The organism is Paenibacillus sp. GCM10027630, assembly GCF_042676305.1.
Taxonomy (GTDB): Bacteria; Bacillota; Bacilli; order Paenibacillales; family NBRC-103111; genus Paenibacillus_S.
Genome location: NZ_JBHTGY010000036.1, coordinates 24,416 through 46,920, shown reverse-complemented (window position 1 = coordinate 46,920; position 22,505 = coordinate 24,416). Strand labels below are relative to the sequence as shown.

The window sequence follows — 22,505 nt, the reverse complement described above, 5'->3', positions numbered from 1 at the left end:
TAACAACAATTATGAAAAGCTTGAGAAAAAGGCTCTTTGCATGGATGGTTTATATCATGCTTATATCATTGCTCATGAACGTGGCTCCTGTAGCTGCACTGGCTGAGGAAATACAGAAGTCCGGGGTAACGACGATTTCCAACGACTTCATCAAAGTTACCGTCGACAATAAATCGGGGCGCTTCGGGATACGCACGGAGGGAGGACAGCCTGTAAGGAAGAAAGACAAGGGCGTCAATATGCTGTTCGGCGGGGATGATCCGCAGACGTCCTTCACCACCTTTCGGATCGACGGAACGGACTATATTTTCGGGAATCCTTATAAATTTGCGGTCGATTTCTTTTCCGAGGTGACTCAGCCCCAGATTGTGGTCAACACCGATGGAACCAAGCAGATTGAAACGGTGTGGACAATCAAGGGAGTTAAAATCAAGCAGATTCTGATGCTCTACACAAATTCGTCGGACAAACAAAATGCCGGCAATGTGAATGTAAGATACGAGGTTCTGAACAGCACAGGCGCCGATGTTCAGGTCGGAAGCAGAATGCTGCTGGATACGATGGTGGGGGGAAATGACGGTCCGGCCTTCCAGATCGGCACCTCTTTTAAATCGCCTCTTACAGTGGAAAGAAAACTGGTTCATAATCCCGAGGATGACCCTAACATATCGGAGAGGGAGAGGGCGCTGTATAAGCTCCCCCCTTACTGGGTGATGAGGGACAGCCTGGATTTGACCAATCCTTTGGCGACCAATGTGATTGCTTACGGGTTCAACAATTTCTCCGAAAAAAATGTCAACATCGTAGACGATATGATCGTCGGACATTGGGCTGGACTCGCCAATACGAAATGGGATTACACGGTAAACCCGAGCCTGGACTTTACCCGGGATACCAATGATTACGGAACCGCCGATGCTGCGGTGGCCCTCTACTGGAATCCTAAAATAGTCGCCGCAGGCAGTGCCAAAAGCTTTGAAACCGTGTATGGTCTAGGGGAAATTATCCAGCCGGACAAGGTGTTCTCCATCCGGTATCTGGACCCTGTGGAGCAGCTTGCCACTCTCGATGACGGAAGCGCCTATCAGGACGAGGGCATCTTCAACATCATAGCTGAGGTGGAAAATCTTCAGTCATTTCAGATGCAGCATTCCTACATCGATCTGGAGCTCACGCTCGACGGCGGCCTTGATTTTGTACAGCTGGATGAACGGGGCAATATAGTCAGAGACGCTAAGGGCAACGCCATGACGAGCCCTTACAGGTCGACCAACTTGATTCTCCGGAAAGAGGCTACGCCGGAGGAGGCGAGCCAAGGTATCCAGCCCAAATACAAGCCTGGGGAAACCGTCTCCGTATCCTTCAAGGTGAAAGCCAAGGGCAGGGCCTGGCCAACAGTGAAGCAATACTTGCTTACGGCCAAAAGCCCCGAGACAAGCCAAAAGGTGGAAACGATCCAGGATGAGGGAATAAAGGCGGAATATACGTCCTCCAAAGGAGGGTTCGTCTTCTTGCCCCCGGTAGGCAAGTCAACGCCTACTTACGTGTACGCCATGTCTCCGGAGGAGGCATACAGCAAGGATGAAAAATATATCACGCTCAATATGTCCAATATCGAGGCGTATAACACGGGAAATCAAAACGTAGCTCCCAACTTCGACCTGTTCTTTAGAGAGGTGCTGACGGGAAAACGATACAAGGTCCCGGTCAAGGATTCGGTCATTATCCAACCTACGGACGAAGGCCTTACGGGTGATATGCGGATTACGTATCGTACCGGTGATCTGGTGGATGACTATGGCAAGGTGCTGGCTGCGGGTCTAGGACCAGGGCTTCCTCTTGGCGAGTATCGGGTGGAAATTGATTTTAAGGGTGGAGCAGATGAGGAAATGTCTGCCATGTACAGCGTCAAAACCCCGAAATCATTCCGGGTTACAGATAACGATAAAGCGAGAATCCGCGAGGCGAAGATTTTGACGGTCACCAAAACGACCCTCGATCTGAGGGTGAACGCTCTGGGCGACGTGGTGAATCCGAGCGCCAAGCTGGCCGAAGTAAACCGGGCATACCCAGGCTACAATGTGGCCAATATCGGCCAACTGACTGCGGATGTAACGAAATTTGCTACTTTCAAAACCGCGCTTGTGGCGGCCAGCAAGGCGATAGACCCTACTTATGACGAGGTTGGGTTGGTCGATTTTCAAAATGTGTCCGCTTATCGGATCGAGACCTTCCAAAGCGAAGATGAGCTGAAACGAAGCAAGAGCAGCGGCGACGAGATGCTGGTCGAAATTCGCGGCATGATCAAGCAGATCGGCAGCGGGGACAAAGCGGAATACGTGGTCGATACGAAGACGGAACCGGCTATTATCAACAAAACGGTAGCTTACAAGGGCAAGGACATCGTGTTTTCCAAAGGAAAGCTCGAAGCACTGGGCATGAGCAGCGATCTTCCGTTTTTAAGCACTTTGTTTGTCAAAGGAGACGGCGATCTCACCATCTACAACAGCGGCTTCCTATTCTACCGCGGAGAGTGGACTCTGGACTTCTACAACAGCTTCAAAAAGACTTTCAGACTGAGCCAAGAAGAACAGGATGCGAAGGATGAGAGGGCCCGCCAGAAGCTGGCCGAAGAGAAGGCCAAGAAAGCCAAGGAAAACCCTGAAGACAGCACCTTGAACGGCGCGTTCAAATGGGCGGTTGGCGCGGCAAGAGAAAGAATGAATCCGCTGAGGCAATTTGCGATCGATAAAGTTTATTTCAACAAATACAGCATGTATGCGACCCCAGGATTTTCTATCAGCGGCCTTTCCTTGGCTTTGAGCGATTTTCTGCTTCGCGAGGATGGGGTTTCGTTTGCCGGTACCTTGAATCTCAAGGTGCTTGAGCCGGAGGTTAAGGATGTGCTCTTTAGCCAAAAGGGCTTTGTAGGCGTGGACGCTGCTTTGAAATTCAATCTGGACAAGGATATGGGTCTACTGTCGTCCCAGAACAAAAAAACAGGGGAGAAAGACGCTAAAGGAAAAGAGAAGGTCATCAAGGGTGCGGGAACGACGGGGGATGTGGCGGGAGAGTTTTATGTCACCCACTATGTACAGAAGATGCCGGATATCTCTAATAAGTATGGAATGAAATTTAATGCAGAGCTCAAAAACATCGCCACGATAAGCGCAGAAATCGGGTTCAAGCAAGTGACCGACGGCAGAGTGCTGCCCGATGTCATTGCTTTTGGCGCCGAGGATATGGACCCGGGCATTCTCATCACCGGAGCCACGTATTTGACGGGCGTAAGAGGTTCCATTCGAGAGCTGGCGGATACGATCGCCGGAGGCAGTAGTGATGTGCCCCTAACCATAGGAGCCGGGGTGGATATTAAGTTCGGATTGCCACCCGCCACATTCTACGGCTCCATCGATCTGCTGCTGAGGATGACAGGAATCAAGCTCGAAGGAAAGCTTGACTATGCTCCGAGCCCTACGTCCAAAAGACTCGAGATGCTGACTATGGCGCTGATCGAAGCGCAATGGTCGACCCCGTGGTTTGTACGGGCCGAGGCCGAGCTCGATGTATTCGGCTGGAATGTCATTATCGGAAACGCCCAAATCTTCATCGGTCAAAATCTGGAGAAGAACCGTATCGATTTCTCAGGATTTGTCGGTGCGAAGGTGCAAATTCCGTCGAAAGTTCCCATCGTTGGAGGCATTCCTGTAGGCAGCGTATTCATGGGATTGAACAACGATAAAATATGGGGCGGCGTCGGTATCGGCATCGGCTTCATCATGATCCAAGTGGGCATAACCTATTACTGGAGCGGCGACCTGGAATTCGGCACCTCGGGAGAAGGCTTGCCGGAAGGTGTTGCTTACCTCCAATTGCAGAATCAGGAGGACAGACCGAAGCTGGTCGTGATCGGGGAAGGCATTCAGCCTGTGGCTACGTCCAAGGTGTGGGCCGAAAATCAACTGCATGAGATCAAATATCGCAGCGCGGGAGATGGCGTCAGCATTCTGGATAATGGTTCGATGGATGTCGGCATCGGCGGAATTACCGTTTCGAACGGCGGCAAAAATCACGTGCTTCCGATGGGAAGCGTGACTGGAAACGGCTTGCTGGAGGTGGAGTATTTCGACAAAAAAACTCCTGAGCTGACTTTGCGGGACAATACGCGCGGAACCCAATATCCGGTTGTCTTCTATGAGGCGGGTGCTGCGTCCGCATCGTCGGGTACCGTCGCTGAAAAAGGACATTTGCCGGGGTACACCCAGTTTATTCAGGGCTCTCCGTCAGAAGGCACAACGGACCGGAGAAAAGCGTATGTCGCTATTCCCAAAGAGGTGGTCAAGGGAGGAAACTGGACTCTGTATGCTAACCAGACTGTGGAGACCAAGCTGCTGAACGTGCCTCTTCCGTCTACTTTGGAAGAAATCAAGCTGACTCCGGATACCTCGGATTCCAAGTTGTTTAAAGCTTCCTGGAAGGTTGGCAATGCCAAAAACGGGGATACCGTCAGTCTCTATCTCTCCAAGGATGCGGTTACCGGGGAGATGGCTACGGCAAAAGACAGCAACGGCCAAACGGTTAAAGTGCCGGCTGTCGGAGACCCGGGAATACTGATAGCCAAAGATGTGCCGGTCGATTCAACGGGTACCGGCAGCAAGATCATGGATGTCAGCCAGGTACCACTGCTGGGTGGTATGGAAGATATACGCGGATTGATCAGCCAGGGAGATTATTATCTGAGAGCGGAGCTGCACTCCGTAGCCGGCTTCTCAACCAAAAGCTCCGCGGAGAAGTTCCGCATCGTTGACCCGCTGGCCCCTGAATCGGTTAGTCAGGTGAAGATTGTTCCGGTCGGCAATGGATATTTTGATCTATCCTTCAAGCCTGGCAATGGAAAACCGGAACAGAAGGGATACCCGCAGAGCTATTATATCGACGCGCTTCAGGAATCAGCCGGAGGAAAGCTTTCAGCCTATCCTCAATTCGGCGGCATCACGCTTGAAGGGGAAGAGCTTCAGAAGTATTGGAATGAAACCTCCGGGCAATATGAGCATATCCGTGTTGGTGGGTGGAATGCCGTTTCCACCTCCAGCCAGGTGAATCATGACTCCCTCTCGGAAAATTCCGCAGGGATGCCGTTGAAATATACGGGTCTTGAAACCGGAAATGAATATGTAATTGGCGTCACGGCGGCTGTCAAGCCTCCGAAAAGCATGGATCAACACGAGAATTGGCATAGGTCGGACAGGGTGGATTCCGTTAGAACGTTGTTGCCTGTACCGAGTAAGCCGAAGCTTTCGTCTCCTACGGGCAAGATGGGAGCCGAGGGGAAATCGATGACGGTGCTCACCGCAAATACAACCCAACGCATCGAGCTTGTCTCCGATCAGCAGGATGTAGAGGTGGAAGCCATTTACTCGGAGGGAAGCATCACATCCGTGGTGCTTTCGGGCCAAGGAAGCGGCAGCTCGGGCGTATTGAATCTGAGCGGCTTTCCAACAGACGGCACCTACGGCATCGAGCTGAGGGCGAAGAACAAACATACGGGCGACTTCTCCGTTACGATGCTGTATTTGACGGTGGATACCACCGCACCTGTCATCTATATTTCTTCTCCTGGCACAGGGGACAGGACTTCGAACGGAAGCATTGCCGTATCGGGAACGACCAGCAATGATGCTGAACTTACCGTCAATGGCACCCGTATCACGGTGCAGCCTGACGGCACATTCGCGGGAACCGTGCCTGTATCAAGCAAGGAGCCCTTGGTCAAGCTGAATTTTGTCGCGGTGGATGGAGCGGGGAATCGAAACGAGGCAGTTGTCGATGTGACCAATAACGCCTTTAAGGCACCGGTAGCCCTCGTTCTGAAGAAACCGTCGAACATGGCGTTGGGAGAAACGAAACATGTGGCAGCTTACCTGAAATATTCGACCGGGAAGGACGCAGCGGGCAATGTAAGCTATCAGGAGGTGCCAGTCCCTCGCGAAGATCTGAACAAGCTGAGCTTCTCAAGCTATATGGGAGAGGCGGTTGAAGTCGGGGAAGATGGAACGCTGAAGGCGGTGAAATCCGGCTCCAGCATCGTTAGCGCCAGCTATAACGTGTCCGAAGATACGACGATAAGCTCCATGACGGTCGTGAAGGTTCCTGACTTGCTGGAAGCCTTGTCGGTGACTTCGAGTAAAATCGACAATACTGCTGGTAAAACCAGAATCAGCGTGTCGAACGCCGGAAATATGGCTGGAGCGGAGCTGGTGTACAAGGTGGGCGCCAATGTGCCTAAAATGTACGACGACTTGTCGGGCTGGACTGTTCTGCCTTCCAATATGATCATCCCGGCTGTGAGCGGAGATTATGTGGTTGTCGCGAAGAGAAGCATCGAAGATAAGCGAACTCTGGGGACAAGTTCAAAAATCACTGCTCAGGTCTGGACTCCAGTTAACAGTGGCGGCACTGGAGGCAGTACCGGTGGCGGCGGTGGCGGCTTCGGCGGTGGTTCCACATCGGCGACTCTGACATTGAACGGAAAACAGATTGCCGGACAGCAATCGGATGGCGTGTTGACGTTATCCCTCACAGGCAAAGAGCTGAACGCTGGAGAGAACCGGATCGTGGCGAACGACACATCCGCTCATACCTTTATCTTCAATCTGGATAAAAATGTGAAAGAAGATCGGGCGATCCAATTTGACACACCTCTGGCCTCTGTTCTGCTAAGTGCGAATTCGTTTCTGTTAGGCGCCGATGGTTCTCAGGTGAAAATCGCCAAAAACAGCGGGTCTGAGGTTCAAAGCCTCAAAGACCTTGCCGCCGGAATGAGTGCCCGGATGCTGGGACAGGGAGTGGCCTTCAAACTTCCTTTCAAGGATGACCGCTATGTGACTGTCAAAATACCGGTTCCTGATGATGTTGCGGCAGGGGAGCTTAAGGCAGTGATTCTCAAGGATAGCAACGGGAACTGGACGACCATCCCGTGGAAGCTGAATATGTCCGGTGACAAAGCTTATGTGGAGGCCAATCTGACGGGCGACGGAAGCATTGCCTTTATTGGAAGCGAGACATCCTTCCACGATGTTGACGCTAACTTCTGGGGCAAGAAAAGTATTGATGAAGCGGCTTCCAAGCTTCTTATGGTTGGCAGAGATAACGGAGTTTTTGCTCCGGACAACCAGGTGACAAGAGCGGAGTTCGCTACGGTATTGCTCCGTACGGCAGGGCTCATGAACAAGGAAGCCTCCGCGCAATTCACCGATGTAAGAAGCGGGGATTGGTTCTCGCGAAGTGCGGCTATCGCTGCGGAAAAAGGAATTATTAAAGGCTATGAGGATAATACCTTCAAGCCGGGCCAAGAGCTGTCCAGACTTCAGGCTATGGTCATGGCGGGAAGATTGCTGGATTATGCGGGAGTAGCAAGCCGCATTAGCAATGAAGAGGTCAAAGGCATTTTAAGTTCGTTTGCCGATGGTTCTGCATTGCCGGAATGGGCCGCAAGAGACGTAGCTATAAGCGTCAAGAATGACATCATTCTGGGAACGGATGCGGGACTGGACGCGGCAGGCGTGCTGACAAGGGCGCAATCGGCAGCCATTGCGATCCGGCTGGAGAAGCTTTTGGCGCCAAGATAATGTGCAAATTGTAATATCATGGTCCAGCCCCGAAGCCTGTCTTGAACGGCTTTTGGGCTGGATATGGTATGCATAGAGACTAGGGAGGACATTTCATGAGTAAAGCTTTTTCGAGAAAAAGCTTTAAGATCGGCATTCTTATGCTGCTGCTATTGCTCACGTGGGGAGCATTGCTGGTGCAAGCGGATACCGATAACTGGACGGATCACGCCGACACAGCCTGGTATGATAACTATTCCAATTACACTACGTTTACGATCGACTCTCCGGCCAAGCTGGCGGGAGCCGCCAAGCTGGTGAATAACGGTACGACGGATTTTCGAGGGAAAATTTTGGCGGTAGATCGGAATTTGAGTTTGTCGGCATATACCTGGGTTCCGATCGGAACGCAGAACCGGCCGTTCAGAGGAAATCTTATCGCTAACGGCGGCGGACCTTTCACCATCTCTAATATTGCCGTAAACGGCAACTACAGCTATGCGGGCTTCATCGGCAATATGGAAAATGCGACGGTGGGGGGCTTTGTACTGTCCGGAAGCATAACGGTCAATACGACGGATGAGGCGTATGTGGGAGGCCTTGCAGGCCGTGTCAAGAGCAGCGGCGGAAGCAGCAGCTATATTTATGATGTTTCCACGAATGTCAGCCTGAACCTGACAGTCACCGGCAATACGTATGCAGGCTATGCGGGCGGCGTCGCTGGGTCGGCAAGCGGGACGATCAACAATGTTGCGAACAGCGCTCCCGTTACCGTGACCGGCGTGACCTACCAAGCCGGCGCCGGAGGCATTGCGGGGAGCACAGAGGGGCCGCTTACGCTGAAGACGGCAAACAATACGGCTGCTGTTTACGTCAAGAACTCCGGAGCCGCAGCGGCTGGCGGGATCATCGGCCAAGTAAATGCCGGTTTGTTGATGGCGGAGGGTAATACCGTCATTAAAAACAGCGGAGGCGTCAAAGCAGATGGGACAGCCGCTTATAGCGGAGGGATTATTGGGCGCCTAGCTGCGGCAGCGGATTCGGTTGGCTTCTCCGACCAAACGGCAAATTCAGGGAGTGTGCAGGTAAACGCAGCCAATTCCACGGAGGCGTATGCGGGCTCGCTGGCGGGCTTGTTTGAGAAGGATTTAACGCTCGGGTTTAATTATGTAAATTCAGGTTCGGTCACGAATCAAGCGAAGGATCGGGTTTATACGGGCGGCCTGGCAGGCCGGATCAAGGGAAACCTCACTGTGAGCCGCAGCTTTACCAATACAGTGGATATTCAAGCTGCGGCTTCCGGTACGAATTTTGTATACACTGGCTCTGTGGCCGGTTATGTGGACGGGAATATTACCGGGACTACCGGTTTCCAGATCAAAAACCAAGGGAAATTAACGGTGACCGGCAGTGCCTCCAAAGTCTATACAGGGGGATTGTTCGGGGCTGCCGGGGGACAGGTCGCCTTCGGCAGCACGCAGCAGGGAGCGTATGTCAACAGTGGGGACATTACGGTAACCGGAAAGTTGGACATTTATACGGGAGGAATCATTTCCAGTCAGGCTTACACGCAGGCGGCAAACAACGTATCGAATACAGGCAATATTACGGTAACGGGAGACAAAGCTTTGTACACCGGCGGCTACATCGGCAAAATAGCGGCAGCCGGGGCTAATCTTTCGGGCGAGCAGTACGCCAAAACGATTCGTGTCAATGGTAACGCCGCGCAAAATACGGATTTGGCTGCAGGCATTTTTACCGGCGGCATTGTCGGGCTTGTTGAGCAGGCCGGCACCATAGACGGCGCCTCCTTTACAGGGACGCTGGCAGTAGCAGGTGGAGAATATACCTATACAGGCGGGATTGTCGGCTATTTGGGGGCCGGAACGATCTCTGGCGCCAATGCGGGAAATACCGCGGCAAGCCAGGCCACCGTTGACTCTGACGGGGATGCGGGAGGTATCGCCGGCTACGCAGCCGGAAGCATTCAGTCCTCTGCTCCTGAGTATATAACCATTCGTGCCCAAGGCCAGAACGGTCTTGCCGGGAGAGTGGGAGCAATAGCCGGGGAAACCGCCCCAACGGCGGTTATTGGAAGCGGGGCGTCGCCTGTCATTGTCAAAAATGTAAATGTAACTTCCACCGCAGACAAGACCGTGATCGGAGGAGCAGTCGGTGAAAACCGTTCAGGCAATGTCTATATCTCCATGCCTTTGACGGAGGCTAGCGAGCTAACGCTGCAATCCAGCGGGGCTGACTCCATCATCGGCGGTGTATTCGGCAAAAACAGCGCGTCGCTTGCCGCTGCGAATCTGCCAAACATTCGCAATATCAAGCTCGCTTCCAGCGGCGTGCACGCACAAGCGGGCGGCATCATCGGTCAGAACGCGGGAACGCTTAACGGCGTATCGATTTTGAATCCGGACATTTCCGCCGAAGGGCAGAGCAGTATTGCCGGCCTACTCGCAGGCCGCAGCAGCGGCGGCATCGTCCAGCCTAAAGTCTTTAGCGAGGATGATCTGAGTCCGAAGCTGACGGTAAACGGACCGCAATCCGTGGCCGGAGGCATTGCGGGAATACTGGAGAATGCAGCTATAACCGGCAATGGTGTAGACGCGGCAGTTGCTAATGCTCTTATCAACGCCACCGGGGATGGCAGTATCGCGGGAGGCATCGCCGGTCAAAGCATCCTCTCCAATCTGGATTCTGTTGTCAGTGACAGCCCTGTCATTACGATCAGCGGCGCCGGTTCTACGGCAGGCGGTATCGCCGGGGAATCAAAGGGAGCCGGTAATCATATTCAAAGCAGCATTGTCCAGAAGCCTCTAATTACTGCAACCGGTGCTAATTCCAAGGTGGGAGGCATTGCAGGACATGCGGAAAATGAAATAATAAATTCTTCCATATCTGCTGAGGAAGGGGAGTACGCCATTCTCAAGGTCGGCGGGGCGAATTCCCTTGTCGGCGGTATAACCGGCAAGGCGGCAGCCGCCTCCATCAGCGGGAATGCCCAAGGCCGCAATGCGGAGAACGTGCTCATCCATCTCCTGGAAGCTGCAGATGGAACAACGGCAGGAGGGGCTGTTGGCTGGAATGAAGCGACCCCGATACGCAGCTTGTATGCCGTTAATGTGAAGATCACAGACAACGCTCCGCACTCTACAGTAGGCGGATTGGTCGGTTACCACAAAGGATCAAGCAGCGCTCTCATTGCGGATAACTACATGTCGGCGATCAACATAACGGCAAACGCCTCTTCCGGCAATTCCGTTTTGGGCGGCCTTGTCGGTTTGAACGATACCAGAGCTGGAGGTATGGATGACGGCGACCCGAGGGCGAGAGCAAGCTCCATTCAAAATAACAGGAGTCTCGGCAGTTTGACGGTGAACTCATCTGACTCCAAAGTGGGCGGTCTTGTAGGAGAGAACCACTCCGTGATCGCCAATACAAGCATTTCCGACGGCTTCCGCGTCGTCTCCCAGGGCAGTCAGAATACGGTAGGCGGCCTTGTCGGGCTGAATGCCAAGACGGTATACTACTCGTTCTCAAGTGCAGTCTTGACCTTGGGAGGCAGCCGGACGACGGCAGGCGGCCTTGTCGGTGAGAACACCGGACTTGTCGCTTCCTCTTACATTAATAACGATATATCGGCCGACATTAGTGGAACCGGGGCCGGATACGGTTACCTGGGCGGATTGATCGGCAAAAACAGCGGCACGGTTGATCGGTCGTACACCTCCTCCGTTGTTTCTTCCAACGGGGCCTATGCCAACGTAGGCGGCCTTGTGGGCTGGCAGGACAGCGGCAGTGTAGACAGCAGCTACACGGCGAAAAATGTGCTGGCCCAAGGTGGCAATTCCTTTGCAGGAGGCTTCTTCGGCAGAATAACAGGCGGTACCGCCAAAGACAGCTATTCGGCAGGGCAAATTTCCGGAGAAAATGGCGCTTATGCGGGCGCCTTCGCCGGAAGGTACGATACGGCCAATAAGGAACTGCTGGAAAACAATTATTATGTGAAAGATGAAACTTTAGGGATCAACAGCGGTCTGTTAGACTTTGCAGCAGGAAACTATTACGAGCTGAAGCTCTATAGGCGCCTGTCCCCTATTCTGTCCAGCAGTCTGGCGGATAGAGAGGCCTTCAAAGTTTTGTCCGGCTGGGATTTCAGCAGCCAAAATAAATTATGGACGTACGGCACGACCCATGCGGCTTACATTTATCCTGAGCTGGTACTGGAAGCCGGCAGCGGGGGAGGCCCCACCCAGCCTGAGATCAACGTCAATATCAGCTGGTATACGCAGCATAAAGAGGATCTGCGTTTCTCCATCGGTACGGAAGCAGAGCTGGCGGGACTTGCGGCCATCGTTAACGGCAGTGTGACAGGGCTTCCGCGGTTCGATTTTGCCGGAAGAGTGGTGGAGCTCACCGCTCCCATCCGTATTCAGTCCGCTCAGTGGATACCGATCGGCAACAGCGAGCAGCATGCTTTTGAGGGAAGCTTTAACGGCAAAAACTATTTGATCAGCGGTTTAAGAGTGGATAAGCCTGATTTTTCCGGCTTATTTGGAGTAGCAGGAAGCAGCGCAGTCATCAGCCAAGTCAAGCTGGAGCCAGCTGCGGTGACAGGGGCGAGCCGCGTCGGCGCGCTGGTTGCGTGGAACAAGGGACAAATCTCCAACGTAAATATTAACGTACCGGCGGGAGGTTATTTGACCGGCGGAATGTATACAGGCGGTGTTGCCGGGGAGAGCCAGGGAACGATACGGCAAGCTGCTGTTGCCGTGGATGCCACCGGGGAAATCCGCTCCTTCACGAGCGGCGCAGCCGTTGGAGGTGTAATCGGTTATGGTTCTGCTGGAAGCCTCGCCGACACGACCATCACGATGAATGGCGGAATTATTAAAGGCTCAGGCTCCGACAGCAGTACGGGAGGCGCTGCGGGTATCTCGAGTAGGGATCATACCGTGAGCGGCATCCGCCTCCTTGCTCATAATGAAGGGATTGCCAATCCGGTGAATATTACGGGCAGCGGCAATGTAGGGGGCATTATCGGAACCAAAACGGGTAAAGAATCAGCCGTATGGGACGTCTCTGATGTGACCATCGAGCAAGCGGTTATTTCCGCAGGAACCGGCGGCAACGCAGGAGGCGTTGCCGGCAGTCTTGAAAAATCCGCTCTTCTGAACGGCGTTTCCAAGGGGATCATCAAGTTGAACGCGGATGGCGCAAACGTGGGAGGCATCGCCGGCAGAAGCCTTGATTCGATTATTTATAAGGCAACGGCAGCCCCGGATATTACCCTGTCCACATCATTGGGAGCAAGCAACGTGGGAGGTATTGCGGGGATCGTTGAGACAACGGTGGATACGGCTTTCGATTTTGGCAAGATACTTCCTTTGTACAGGGGGATCACGCTATCCAAGGCGGAAGGCGGAACGGTCCGTATCGTGGGGACAGGCAATCAGGCCGACGTTTCGGTCGGAGGTGTTGTCGGCTTGAACAAGTCGTCCTCCCTTTATTACGCAAACGCTGCTTCGGGTATCGAGGCTTCAGGCGTGAAAACGGCCAGTATCGGAGGTATCGCCGGCAGGAACCAGGGGGACATCGTAAACGGGGTTTCAACCTCCGTTATTACGGCTTCGAACTCCAGCATTTACAATGCGGGAGGTATTGCCGGACTTTCGACAGGCGGCCGGATTTTCTATTCACAGGCAAATGCCGGCAGTACCGTGAATATTAACGGCACGGTGGGGAACTCGGGTGTCACTACTGCCGCTCATACGGGAGGTTTTGTCGGCAGGCTGGCGGATACGATTATCCGAAACTCGGTTTCTGATTCGATCGTACGGGTTGCCAGTGATAACCCTTACACGACGTTATACACGGGAAGTTTTGCCGGACTTCTGGAATCCGGCGGTATTGGCAACGGATCGATTGAGCGTTCTTTCGCGAAAGGCTCCGTTACTGTATCCGGGAAGGCGGGCTCATATGCCGGAGGCTTTGCCGGGGATATCGATCAGTATACGATTCAGGAGGCTTATGCCTCGGGAACAGTTTCCAACACGGCCTTTGATGCCAGAAGCGGCGGCTTTGCCGGTATGATCGATCAGGGCGCAGTTATTGCTAAAGCCTATGCTGCCCAAAGCAGCGTGGAGGCTATAGGTGCACACGGAGCGACGCGGGCGTATGCGGGCGGCTTTGCCGGGTATAACAACGGCACTCTGACGGAGACGTACGCCGCTGTGGGGCACATGGCTTCTCTGGCCAATGGCTCCAACTCCTATGTCGGCTCCTTCATTGGCTATAACTTCAGAGACGGCCAGGTGAACAACTCCTATTATGAGGGAGATACGGGGATCGGCCATGGAACGGCGGTGCAGGGCCTTACTCGAGCTGACCTCTCTGTGCAGGAAAGCCTTGCCGGTTGGGATTCCGCCACAGATCATGCTTTCTGGGCATATCTGGATGGAAGCAATGGCGGCAAACCTGTGCTTAGAAACGTTTCCAGCTGGACATTTGCGCCGGATATGTCGTTTATGATGGAGGCGTCGTCCGCTGGCAGTCTTGTCATTACCAGCGAGCAACAGCTTGGAGCCGTGGTAGCGCTGCTAAACGATTCAGATCTCAGCTTCTATCGTCTGTATCATAAAAACGCCGCACTGAAGCCAACGCTATCGAAAGTGACGTTGGGACGGGATGTGAACCTTTCCGGTGCATTATGGATTCCTTTCGAAGAGTTCACAGGAGAATGGGACGGCGGAGGTAAAAAGATCGCCGGCATTAGCTCTGGCGGAAAGGGCATTGAGAACTTCGGCTTTGTGAGAATTAATAAGGGGACAATCCGGAACACGGTCTTCGCTGACGCACATATTGCAGCCGGATCGAATGTAGGGATTGTCGCAGGAACGAATGCGGAGAACGGCGTCATCTCGAGCATCACCGTAAGCGGGAAAGTGTCCGGAAGCGGGGATTATGTAGGCGGCGCAGTAGGTAAAAGCATCGGCGTCCTCAGTGGCGTCGCGGCAGGAAATCTCGAAATAAGCGGTCGGGATTATGTGGCAGGGATTGCCGGATCGGCGAAGCAGCTGTCCAATATCCAAACAGGCGACATCACCGTAACAGCCGCGCATCATGCCGGAGGCATAGCGGGAGAGGCTGCAGGCATTTCGAATGTGGCTGCCGGGAACGTGACAGTCAAGGGTGAAGGGATGATTGGCGGCGTGGCGGGAGCGGTGACAGGGCCAGTCAGCGGCATCCGGGTGACAAGCGTGACTGTGGAAGCGGCAAGCGGGACAGCGGCAGGCGTTGTATCGGAAACGGACAACGAAATCAAGGATGTGGAGCTAAGCGGTGTAAACGTTAAAGGCTCCGGCTATATCGGCGGTATAGCCGGCAAGACGACGGCGGCGATCAGCGGCATCACCGTGACCGGGAAGACGCAGATTGTGGCGATAGGAAGCTTTGCCGGAGCGATAGCTGGATCGGCGAAGCAGGTAGCGAATATCCGGACAGGCGACATCTCCGTAACAGCCGCGCATAATGCCGGAGGCACAGCAGGAGAGGCTGCAGGCATTTCAAACGTGGCTGCCGGGAATGTGACGGTCAAGGGCGAAGGCACGCTTGGCGGCATGGCCGGAGCGGTGACGGGACCTATCAGCGGCATCCGGGCGACAAGCGTGACTGTGGAAGCGTCTAATGGGACGGCGGCAGGCGTCGTGTCGGAAACGGACAACGAAATCAAGGATGTGGAGCTAAGCGGTGTAAACGTTAAAGGCTCCGATTATATCGGAGGTATAGCCAGCAAGACGACGGCGGCGATCAGCGGTATCACTGTGACCGGGAAGACGCAGATTGTGGCGACAGGAAACTTTGCCGGAGCGTTAGCTGGATCAGCGAAGCAGGTAGCGAATATCCGGACAGGCGACATCTCCGTAACAGCCGTGCATCATGCCGGAGGCATAGCAGGAGAGGCTGCGGGCATTTCGAACGTGGCTGCCGGGAACGTGACGGTCAAGGGCGAAGGCGCGCTTGGCGGCATGGCCGGAGCGGTGACGGGACCTATCAGCGGCATTCGGGCGACAAGCGTGACTGTGGAAGCGGCAAGCGGGACGGCGGCAGGCGTCGTATCGGAAACGGACAACGAAATCAAGGATGTGGAGATAAGCGGTGTAAACATTAAAGGCTCCGGCTATATCGGCGGTATAGCCGGCAAGACGACAGCCGCGATCATCCAAGCTTCTATCCAAGGAGAGCTATCGATTAAGGATGGTGTGGCCGGAGGGATTGTCGGCAGGAATGAAGGCAGCATAGACCGTTCCCACTTTAAGGGGGCGATATCCGGCAAAGGGCATATCGCAGGAGGATTGGCCGGCGAAAATATGGCTCGCATTGAAGCCTCTTATGCTGTAGGGAGCATCGACATTAAAAAGGATGCCGCTCAGGTGAAGATTGGCGGGCTCGCCGGAACAAGCGTCCCTGCGGCTGTCATTGAAAAAAGCTTTTCGGCTGCAGAGCTTCATGCAGAAGCCGATGTTGTAAGCGCCGGAGGAATTGTCGGCGAAAACGAAGGATCTCTGAACGGCGTCCTGAACGCCGGGAATATTCATGTCTCGGGCCAAAGCATTACCCGGATAGGAGGAATAACCGGATATGCGCTCGCGGGCAGCATCAATAACGTCCTGAGCTATGGACAGGTCGAAGGAGCAATAAACGGATTGATGATCTACAAGAAGACCTTCTACGGCGGAATAGCCGGGCAGGTCGCGGATCAGGTATCCATTGCGAATGCGTTCGGCGACAGGCAGATGCTCAAGGAAGATATTGTCTACAGCGATAGCAGCGGTCAAATCGTCAGATCCGTACCAGGCAAAGCAGAGAATCTGAAAACCGGCGCTCTTGTAAAGGGTACGCTGTACACAGGATTGGACGCGACGATCTGGAAGGCTTCCGCCGGATTGTATCCTCGGTTGGCCCAGTTTGACGGCGTAGATACGGCCAAGCTGGCGGCAGCGGCAGTTGTGCTGAATGAATATGATACAGCTTATCATGTGAAATCCAGTTATACTTTAACTAACGACCCTTCCATTGTGTGGAAGACTGTGAACAAAGAGGCCGAGGTACAGCTTGTTGCATCTTTGCAGCAGGAAAGCAAAACCATTACCGTGAATAAGCAGGCTCTGATGTATGCCGATACGGCACTGAAGCCGACAGGATTATCGAATACCACCTTTGATGGAACGGTTAATATCACCTTATCTGCTGATGAGCCAAAGGGAATCATTTATTACACCTTGGACGGCAGCCGACCTACTGAGGAGTCATTACGGTATAACGGGCCTTTTGCTTTAACACAGACTACAACTGTGAAGGCGATTGTTGTAGCTGGAGGTAAAAACGACAGTGAAGCTGTTCAGGCTCTGTATACGAAAAGGGAGAACGTTTCTGGTGGCGGTAGTGGCGGAGGAGGCGGAGGCGGTTTTATGCCTACGACTGGTTCAAACGTTGATGTTCTTGTTAATGGCAAGCCGGAAACGGCAGGTTCGGAAACGACATTGGTCAATGGCTCGACCGTCACAACTACAATCGCAGTGAATGAGCCTGTAATGGGGAAAATCCTGGAGCAGCAAGGCGACAAAGCGGAAATTACCATCATGTTCAATAAATCATCGGATATATCGATTGGAGAGATGAGTGCCGAGTTTGTCAAATCTATGGAAAACAAGAACGCTGTATTGAAAGTTAATACAGGTACGGCGACCTACACCATACCTGCGCAGCAGCTCCATGTGAACGCGATCTCCGAGAAGCTGGGCAAGCAAGCGGCTTTGAAGGACATCAAGATACGAATCGAAATACGTACGTCTGGGCAAGAACAGGTTAAACAGCTGGCTACCGCGGCAGCCAATGGTGATTTTACCGTCCTCATGCCGCCAATAAGCTTTAAGGCTTCCTACATGTATGGAGACATAACGGGAGAACTAGATAAGTTCAGTACCTACGTGGAAAGGATGCTGGCCATAAAGGATGAAGCAACTGCCAATAAGGTAACAACGGGAGTTGTAGTAGAAGCGAATGGTGCCGTTAGCCATGTGCCTACGAAAATCAGATTTGTGGACGGCAAAGCCTATGCTGCAATCAATAGTTTAACGAACGGTATTACGTATTCGTTGATCGCGCATCCAATGGAATTTAAGGATGCTGAGAATCACTGGGCGAAGGAAGCCATCAATGATATGGGCTCACGAATGGTAGTAGGCGGGGTAGGCGAAGGGCTGTATGAGCCTAACCGTGATATTACCCGCGGCGAGTTTGCCGCTATCGTGGTCAAGGCATTGGGCCTTAAGGCTGAAGTAGCGGGTAACCATCAGTTCGGTGATATAAAAGCATCGGACTGGTACGCCCCTTACATCCAAGCTGCTCATGAATATGGAATTATTTCCGGGTATGACAATGGCAGCTTTGGAGCCATGGACAAGATTACCCGCGAGCAATCTATGACGATCATCGCAAGAGCTATGAAGATTACAGGTATGGATGCAGCACTTGCCACGGGAGAGCAGGATCAATTGCTCGCAGGCTTTAAGGACTCTGGTCTTGTAGCTGACTATGCGAAGTCAGGCATAGCCGCAAGCTTGAAAGCGGGTCTTGTATCCGGAAGAAGCAGCAGTCTTATGGCTCCTGCCGATAATATGACTCGCGCGGAAGTAGCATCCATTATCCAGAAATTATTACAGAAATCAGGTCTGATTTAAGTAAGTTCAGTTTCCATTGTATTAAAAGATATTTTGATGAGGGCTGTCCCAAAGCTTTAGCTATTTGATATGCTCCCCAAACGGTAGACAGGTGAAACAATAAAAGCCTGCTGCTGTGTGGGGGAATATCAAAAGTAGCTTTAGCCTAGGGGTAGCCCCTTGTCATTTTATGACTTCTTGGAGCACCCCTTTTTTGGATGTGTTGCTTAAGTGATGGTGCGAAAATAGACGTTCAAAAGTCCGCTTTCATTCCAGAGGAGACTAGGATTTTCGGGTGGCTGCCATAGAAAGGTAATAGATGGAAATCCTCACGTTAATCCAGCCTGAATATCATTTGAAATCAATCTAACTGGAAAAACTGCATCTAATATAGGTAATATCGATGACATCAGCCCAAATACATAGATTTAGCATGAGAAATTCCAGCTATTGGGCTTAAAATGCTATTTTTCAAAGAAATTAACCTGACAATTTCCTGATATTCCCTAGGGTCTGCTAGGCTGCTTTGCAATACTGTAATCGCCCCCGCCCCCCTGATACCGATACCTGCAATGCGCGCGAATCCTGGGCGCGCATTGCGGCGTTACATGGCGGTTGGTCGAAGAGATTAGCACGATCTACTAGAATAAGCAAATTGCTCCGAAGCTACTTCTCCTTAAAGTCAATACTGTCGAGAATATTGACCTCGACGATAATTTCATGTTTCAACTCCGGGTACAACTTGTCCTTCCAGTCCTTCAACTGCTGATTAGACATTCGATGTCGAAAAAGCTGACCGTTTCCAAGCACGTCTGCTTTTAATGATCGAAGTTTCTCGGTGATACTCTTGGCTTGCTTTTCAAGTAATTTTTTGAGATCTTTAGCGATTTCGTTATCTTTCTTATTTTTTTTATTCTCGGTAATTTCAACATCCAATCGGATACGACTCACTAATTCGGGTCCTGTGGCAGGCCATTTTGTATGGTTGTGAACGGAAGCTTTTTTTATGAGGATACTTGCATCCTCGGCCAATTCGATTGTTCCGCCTGTGTACTTTTCCTGGAAAATATTATTTAGAAGGGTCTCATCGGGGGAGAGTATTCCAACCATCCGATCCCGTCTCATGATGGCTGAGCCTTTGAATACAAATAAGGTAGTCGTACCTCTTTCGACCAATGGAATGGCGAAGTCTTCCGTATACGAATAAGTGCCGCGGTATGCTTCCCATATCCGATTGATTGATACACTTGGGGTCCAGCCGGCTTCTTCGCTGAAATAGTCATACGAGGATACCTCTGGGGTTGGTTTGATACTATGATGAAGTGTCTTTTCAAAATCGCCAGTTACGATAGCTACCATACCTTTAATGGAAATATCGCTGGCTCGCATGGCGTAATCCACGATATCCTTCATCCCTTTCTCGGCGATTTTCTGACTTACCAAAAATAACCTCAAGTGAATCAAATCCACACTTTTCTCCGCCTTCGTTCGGATTGTGTCCATAGCTTTGCTTATGGAGCGCGATTCTCCTTCCAATATAAGCGTCCCCCCCTTAATATTGGGAACTTGAAGGATGATCTTATATAGACCGTCATCGTTCATATTAATCCCCATAACGACAGGCAAATAACGCTTATTTATGTCCTTGACATCCCAACAGCCGCTCAATAATGCAACAAAGATAATCAGGACCAGAAGACGAATCATAGGACGGGATATCAAGAAGGGTGCCTCCTTTGCCATAAGCTGGACAGAACTGTCGCAACAGGAATAATGATGATGCTGTAAAGTGCAAATACTGTATTTATGGAGTCAAAGCGATTCAGACTATGCACATTGGGAATCATTAAACTTAGCACATATACGGCGAATCCGAGGATGGGCAAGAGCCATATTTCTTGAATAGGAAGGATCAGTTTCCTTATCAGGAGGATAAACATCCAGGTTGAAACTGCCCCCTCAAGGATGCTAAGTGCGCTAGACGAGACGATGAAAAAGGTGGGCAGCCAATCGAACACAACCCATTCCAGATCGATCGTATCTGTTGCAATTAGGGTGGGATGTTCCAATAGCATCAATGTTTCTTGTCCAAATATGAAGAGGGGGACATAGACGCTGGCTATGTAAAAAAAAGCAATTAAGGTGAATACGAACCACATCTTTCGCATAGTAATCGATTTATTCAAGGACAACATTCCCAGGAACAAAAAGCCGGTGTGGGCATACATGCTAACGTAGTAGGACGGTTTTGTCACGAAGGACATAGTAGGTTCCCATAAAGGGAATGCGTTTAACAGGTCAAAGTTTTTATAGCTGATCAGCAACGAAAAGAGGACAAAAGGCATAAATAGGAAAAATAGAGCTACGCTCATACGAGCTATCACGGCAATTCCTTTACGAGCCGCATAAAATAACAAAATCACATAGACCAGAGTAGTGGCCCATAGAGGAGTCCGTGGAAGCAAAATGAGGTTAATATCAGTAATTTGATTACGTGTCAGCAGGATTAAATGAAAAAAAATAAACAAAACAAAGGGCAGTAGAATCAGAATAGCCCCCCATTTTCCCAACGCTCCTTTGATGATTTCCACCAAGTTTTTTCCTCTTGAGAGGGATAATCCTTTCAGATAGATCCATACAAGAACAACCTCCAACAGACAGCTGGCCAATACGGGCTCCCAGTGGGCTTTAGTTGTTGAATCAAAAATTTTGACAGCGTAGAAGGACAGGGCAGCCGCAAGGTGGACTTGCAGAAGTAATATGTAGATCATCCATTTACTCATAGGAAGTCTGTCCTTTTACACTAAGGCTCATATAGGGAACAGAGGTTGTATTGAGGCCTGACAAATAAATGCATAACCCAATAATGGATGCCTCCAACCCGAATATGCCGAACATGGTACTAAGGAGCAAAGTGAAATATTTGAAAATTCGAATTCCAACCGTATTCATGTACCCCGCAATCGTAAAATTAGCAATAGTGGAGGTAGCCAAAATAATGATCAGCAAGTTGCTGACCAGTTGGGCTTGGACAATGGCTTGACCCAGTATAATGCCACCGATCATCGTAATAGTGGGACCGATACTTTTCGGTAGACGTGTAGTAGCCTCAATGACCATTTCCAGCAGGATAAGCATGAGGCATACCTCAACAATGGATGGGTAGGGAACACCTTCTCTACTCTGCGCAACAGAAATAGCCAATTGAATCCGGAGAAGCTCAGGGTTCACGGAATTCAAGATGACATATAAACCGGGCGTAACGATAGCAAATAGGATTCCTACGATCCTGAAAAAGCGATAAAAAATGGTAACCAAGGCCGGATAGTTCAAATCGGATTTAAGTGACCACAAGTCCTTGATAATGGCCGGGAATGCCAATGCAAAGGGGAATTGATCCATAATAATAATCACTTTGCCGTCAAGCAGGTTCTGGGCGGTCTCTTCAGCAATCTCCGTAGATAGATAGGTCGGAACAAGGGAAATCCGAGGCTGATCGAGCATTTTTAATAAATCGGCTACATTTTTAATATCGTTGGATTTGTTATTGTGAAGCTTTTGTTTAATAAATTCAACTACTTTAATATTAGCCTCTCCCTTTACGTAAATGAAGGCAATGTCCCTAGGTGAATTAGTGCCTGTTGTATGGGATTCGACTACCATATCTTTTCTTTTTACTTTTTTACGAAGTAAACCAATATTGGTATTAAGATCCTCCGTGAAAGAATCGAACGCTACTTGAAGCGGATGCTCATTCTGAGGCGGCATGATCGGGCGGCTGAGCTTTGATCCCACTGGTGTTAAGGAGATCGGCTTGTCAGAATCCATTTGGCGTATAATTATTTCTCCGGAGAGCATAGAAGCGACGAGTTCAATGGATATTGGAGCTGCCTGCAAGGACTCTTCCGGATTTTGTTCCATGATGGAAAGCGTTTCTGACAGATCGACCAGTGACTTTAAATAGTACAAGGTCATTAATTGGCCTGAGAAGGATACGGTTGTTATTGTGAAATCGGCATTGTCTTTCATTTGATCAATAAGCTGCTGCTCCCAATCCAATTTAATGGAATCGTACATTAAAATCACCTCTTCCATAGTTTGCATTAAATACCATGGAAATATGTATGATTTAAACAGAGCTTCACTAATTCAAAGGGAAGAGGTAAGG

At 51.3% G+C, this 22,505-nt stretch carries 5 protein-coding genes; 2 read left to right on the top strand and 3 right to left on the bottom strand.

Annotation, left to right across the window (positions count from 1 at the left end; genetic code table 11):
- Positions 1-56 precede the first annotated feature (56 nt).
- A complete protein-coding gene (locus ACFQ0C_RS17200; protein WP_379368295.1) occupies positions 57-7,628 on the top strand; it encodes an S-layer homology domain-containing protein in 7,572 nt (2,523 codons plus the stop codon).
- 95 nt (positions 7,629-7,723) lie between these two features.
- A complete protein-coding gene (locus ACFQ0C_RS17195) occupies positions 7,724-18,358 on the top strand; it encodes an S-layer homology domain-containing protein (RefSeq protein WP_379368294.1) in 10,635 nt (3,544 codons plus the stop codon).
- Between the two features lie 645 nt (positions 18,359-19,003).
- Here ACFQ0C_RS17195 and ACFQ0C_RS17190 read toward each other — a convergent pair.
- The 3 genes from ACFQ0C_RS17190 to ACFQ0C_RS17180 are packed head-to-tail and all read right to left on the bottom strand — an operon-like array spanning position 19,004 to position 22,414.
- Positions 19,004-20,059 (bottom strand): Ger(x)C family spore germination protein, encoded by a 1,056-nt coding sequence (locus ACFQ0C_RS17190; protein WP_379368293.1) that lies wholly within the window; start codon positions 20,057-20,059, stop codon positions 19,004-19,006.
- Positions 20,056-21,120 (bottom strand): GerAB/ArcD/ProY family transporter, encoded by a 1,065-nt coding sequence (locus ACFQ0C_RS17185; RefSeq protein ID WP_379368292.1) that lies wholly within the window; start codon positions 21,118-21,120, stop codon positions 20,056-20,058. Before ACFQ0C_RS17185 ends, ACFQ0C_RS17190 begins: the two co-directional genes overlap by 4 nt.
- Positions 21,113-22,414, bottom strand: coding sequence for a spore germination protein (locus tag ACFQ0C_RS17180; protein WP_379368291.1), 1,302 nt, complete (start codon positions 22,412-22,414; stop codon positions 21,113-21,115). The genes ACFQ0C_RS17185 and ACFQ0C_RS17180 overlap by 8 nt, the downstream gene beginning before the upstream one ends.
- Positions 22,415-22,505 lie beyond the last annotated feature (91 nt).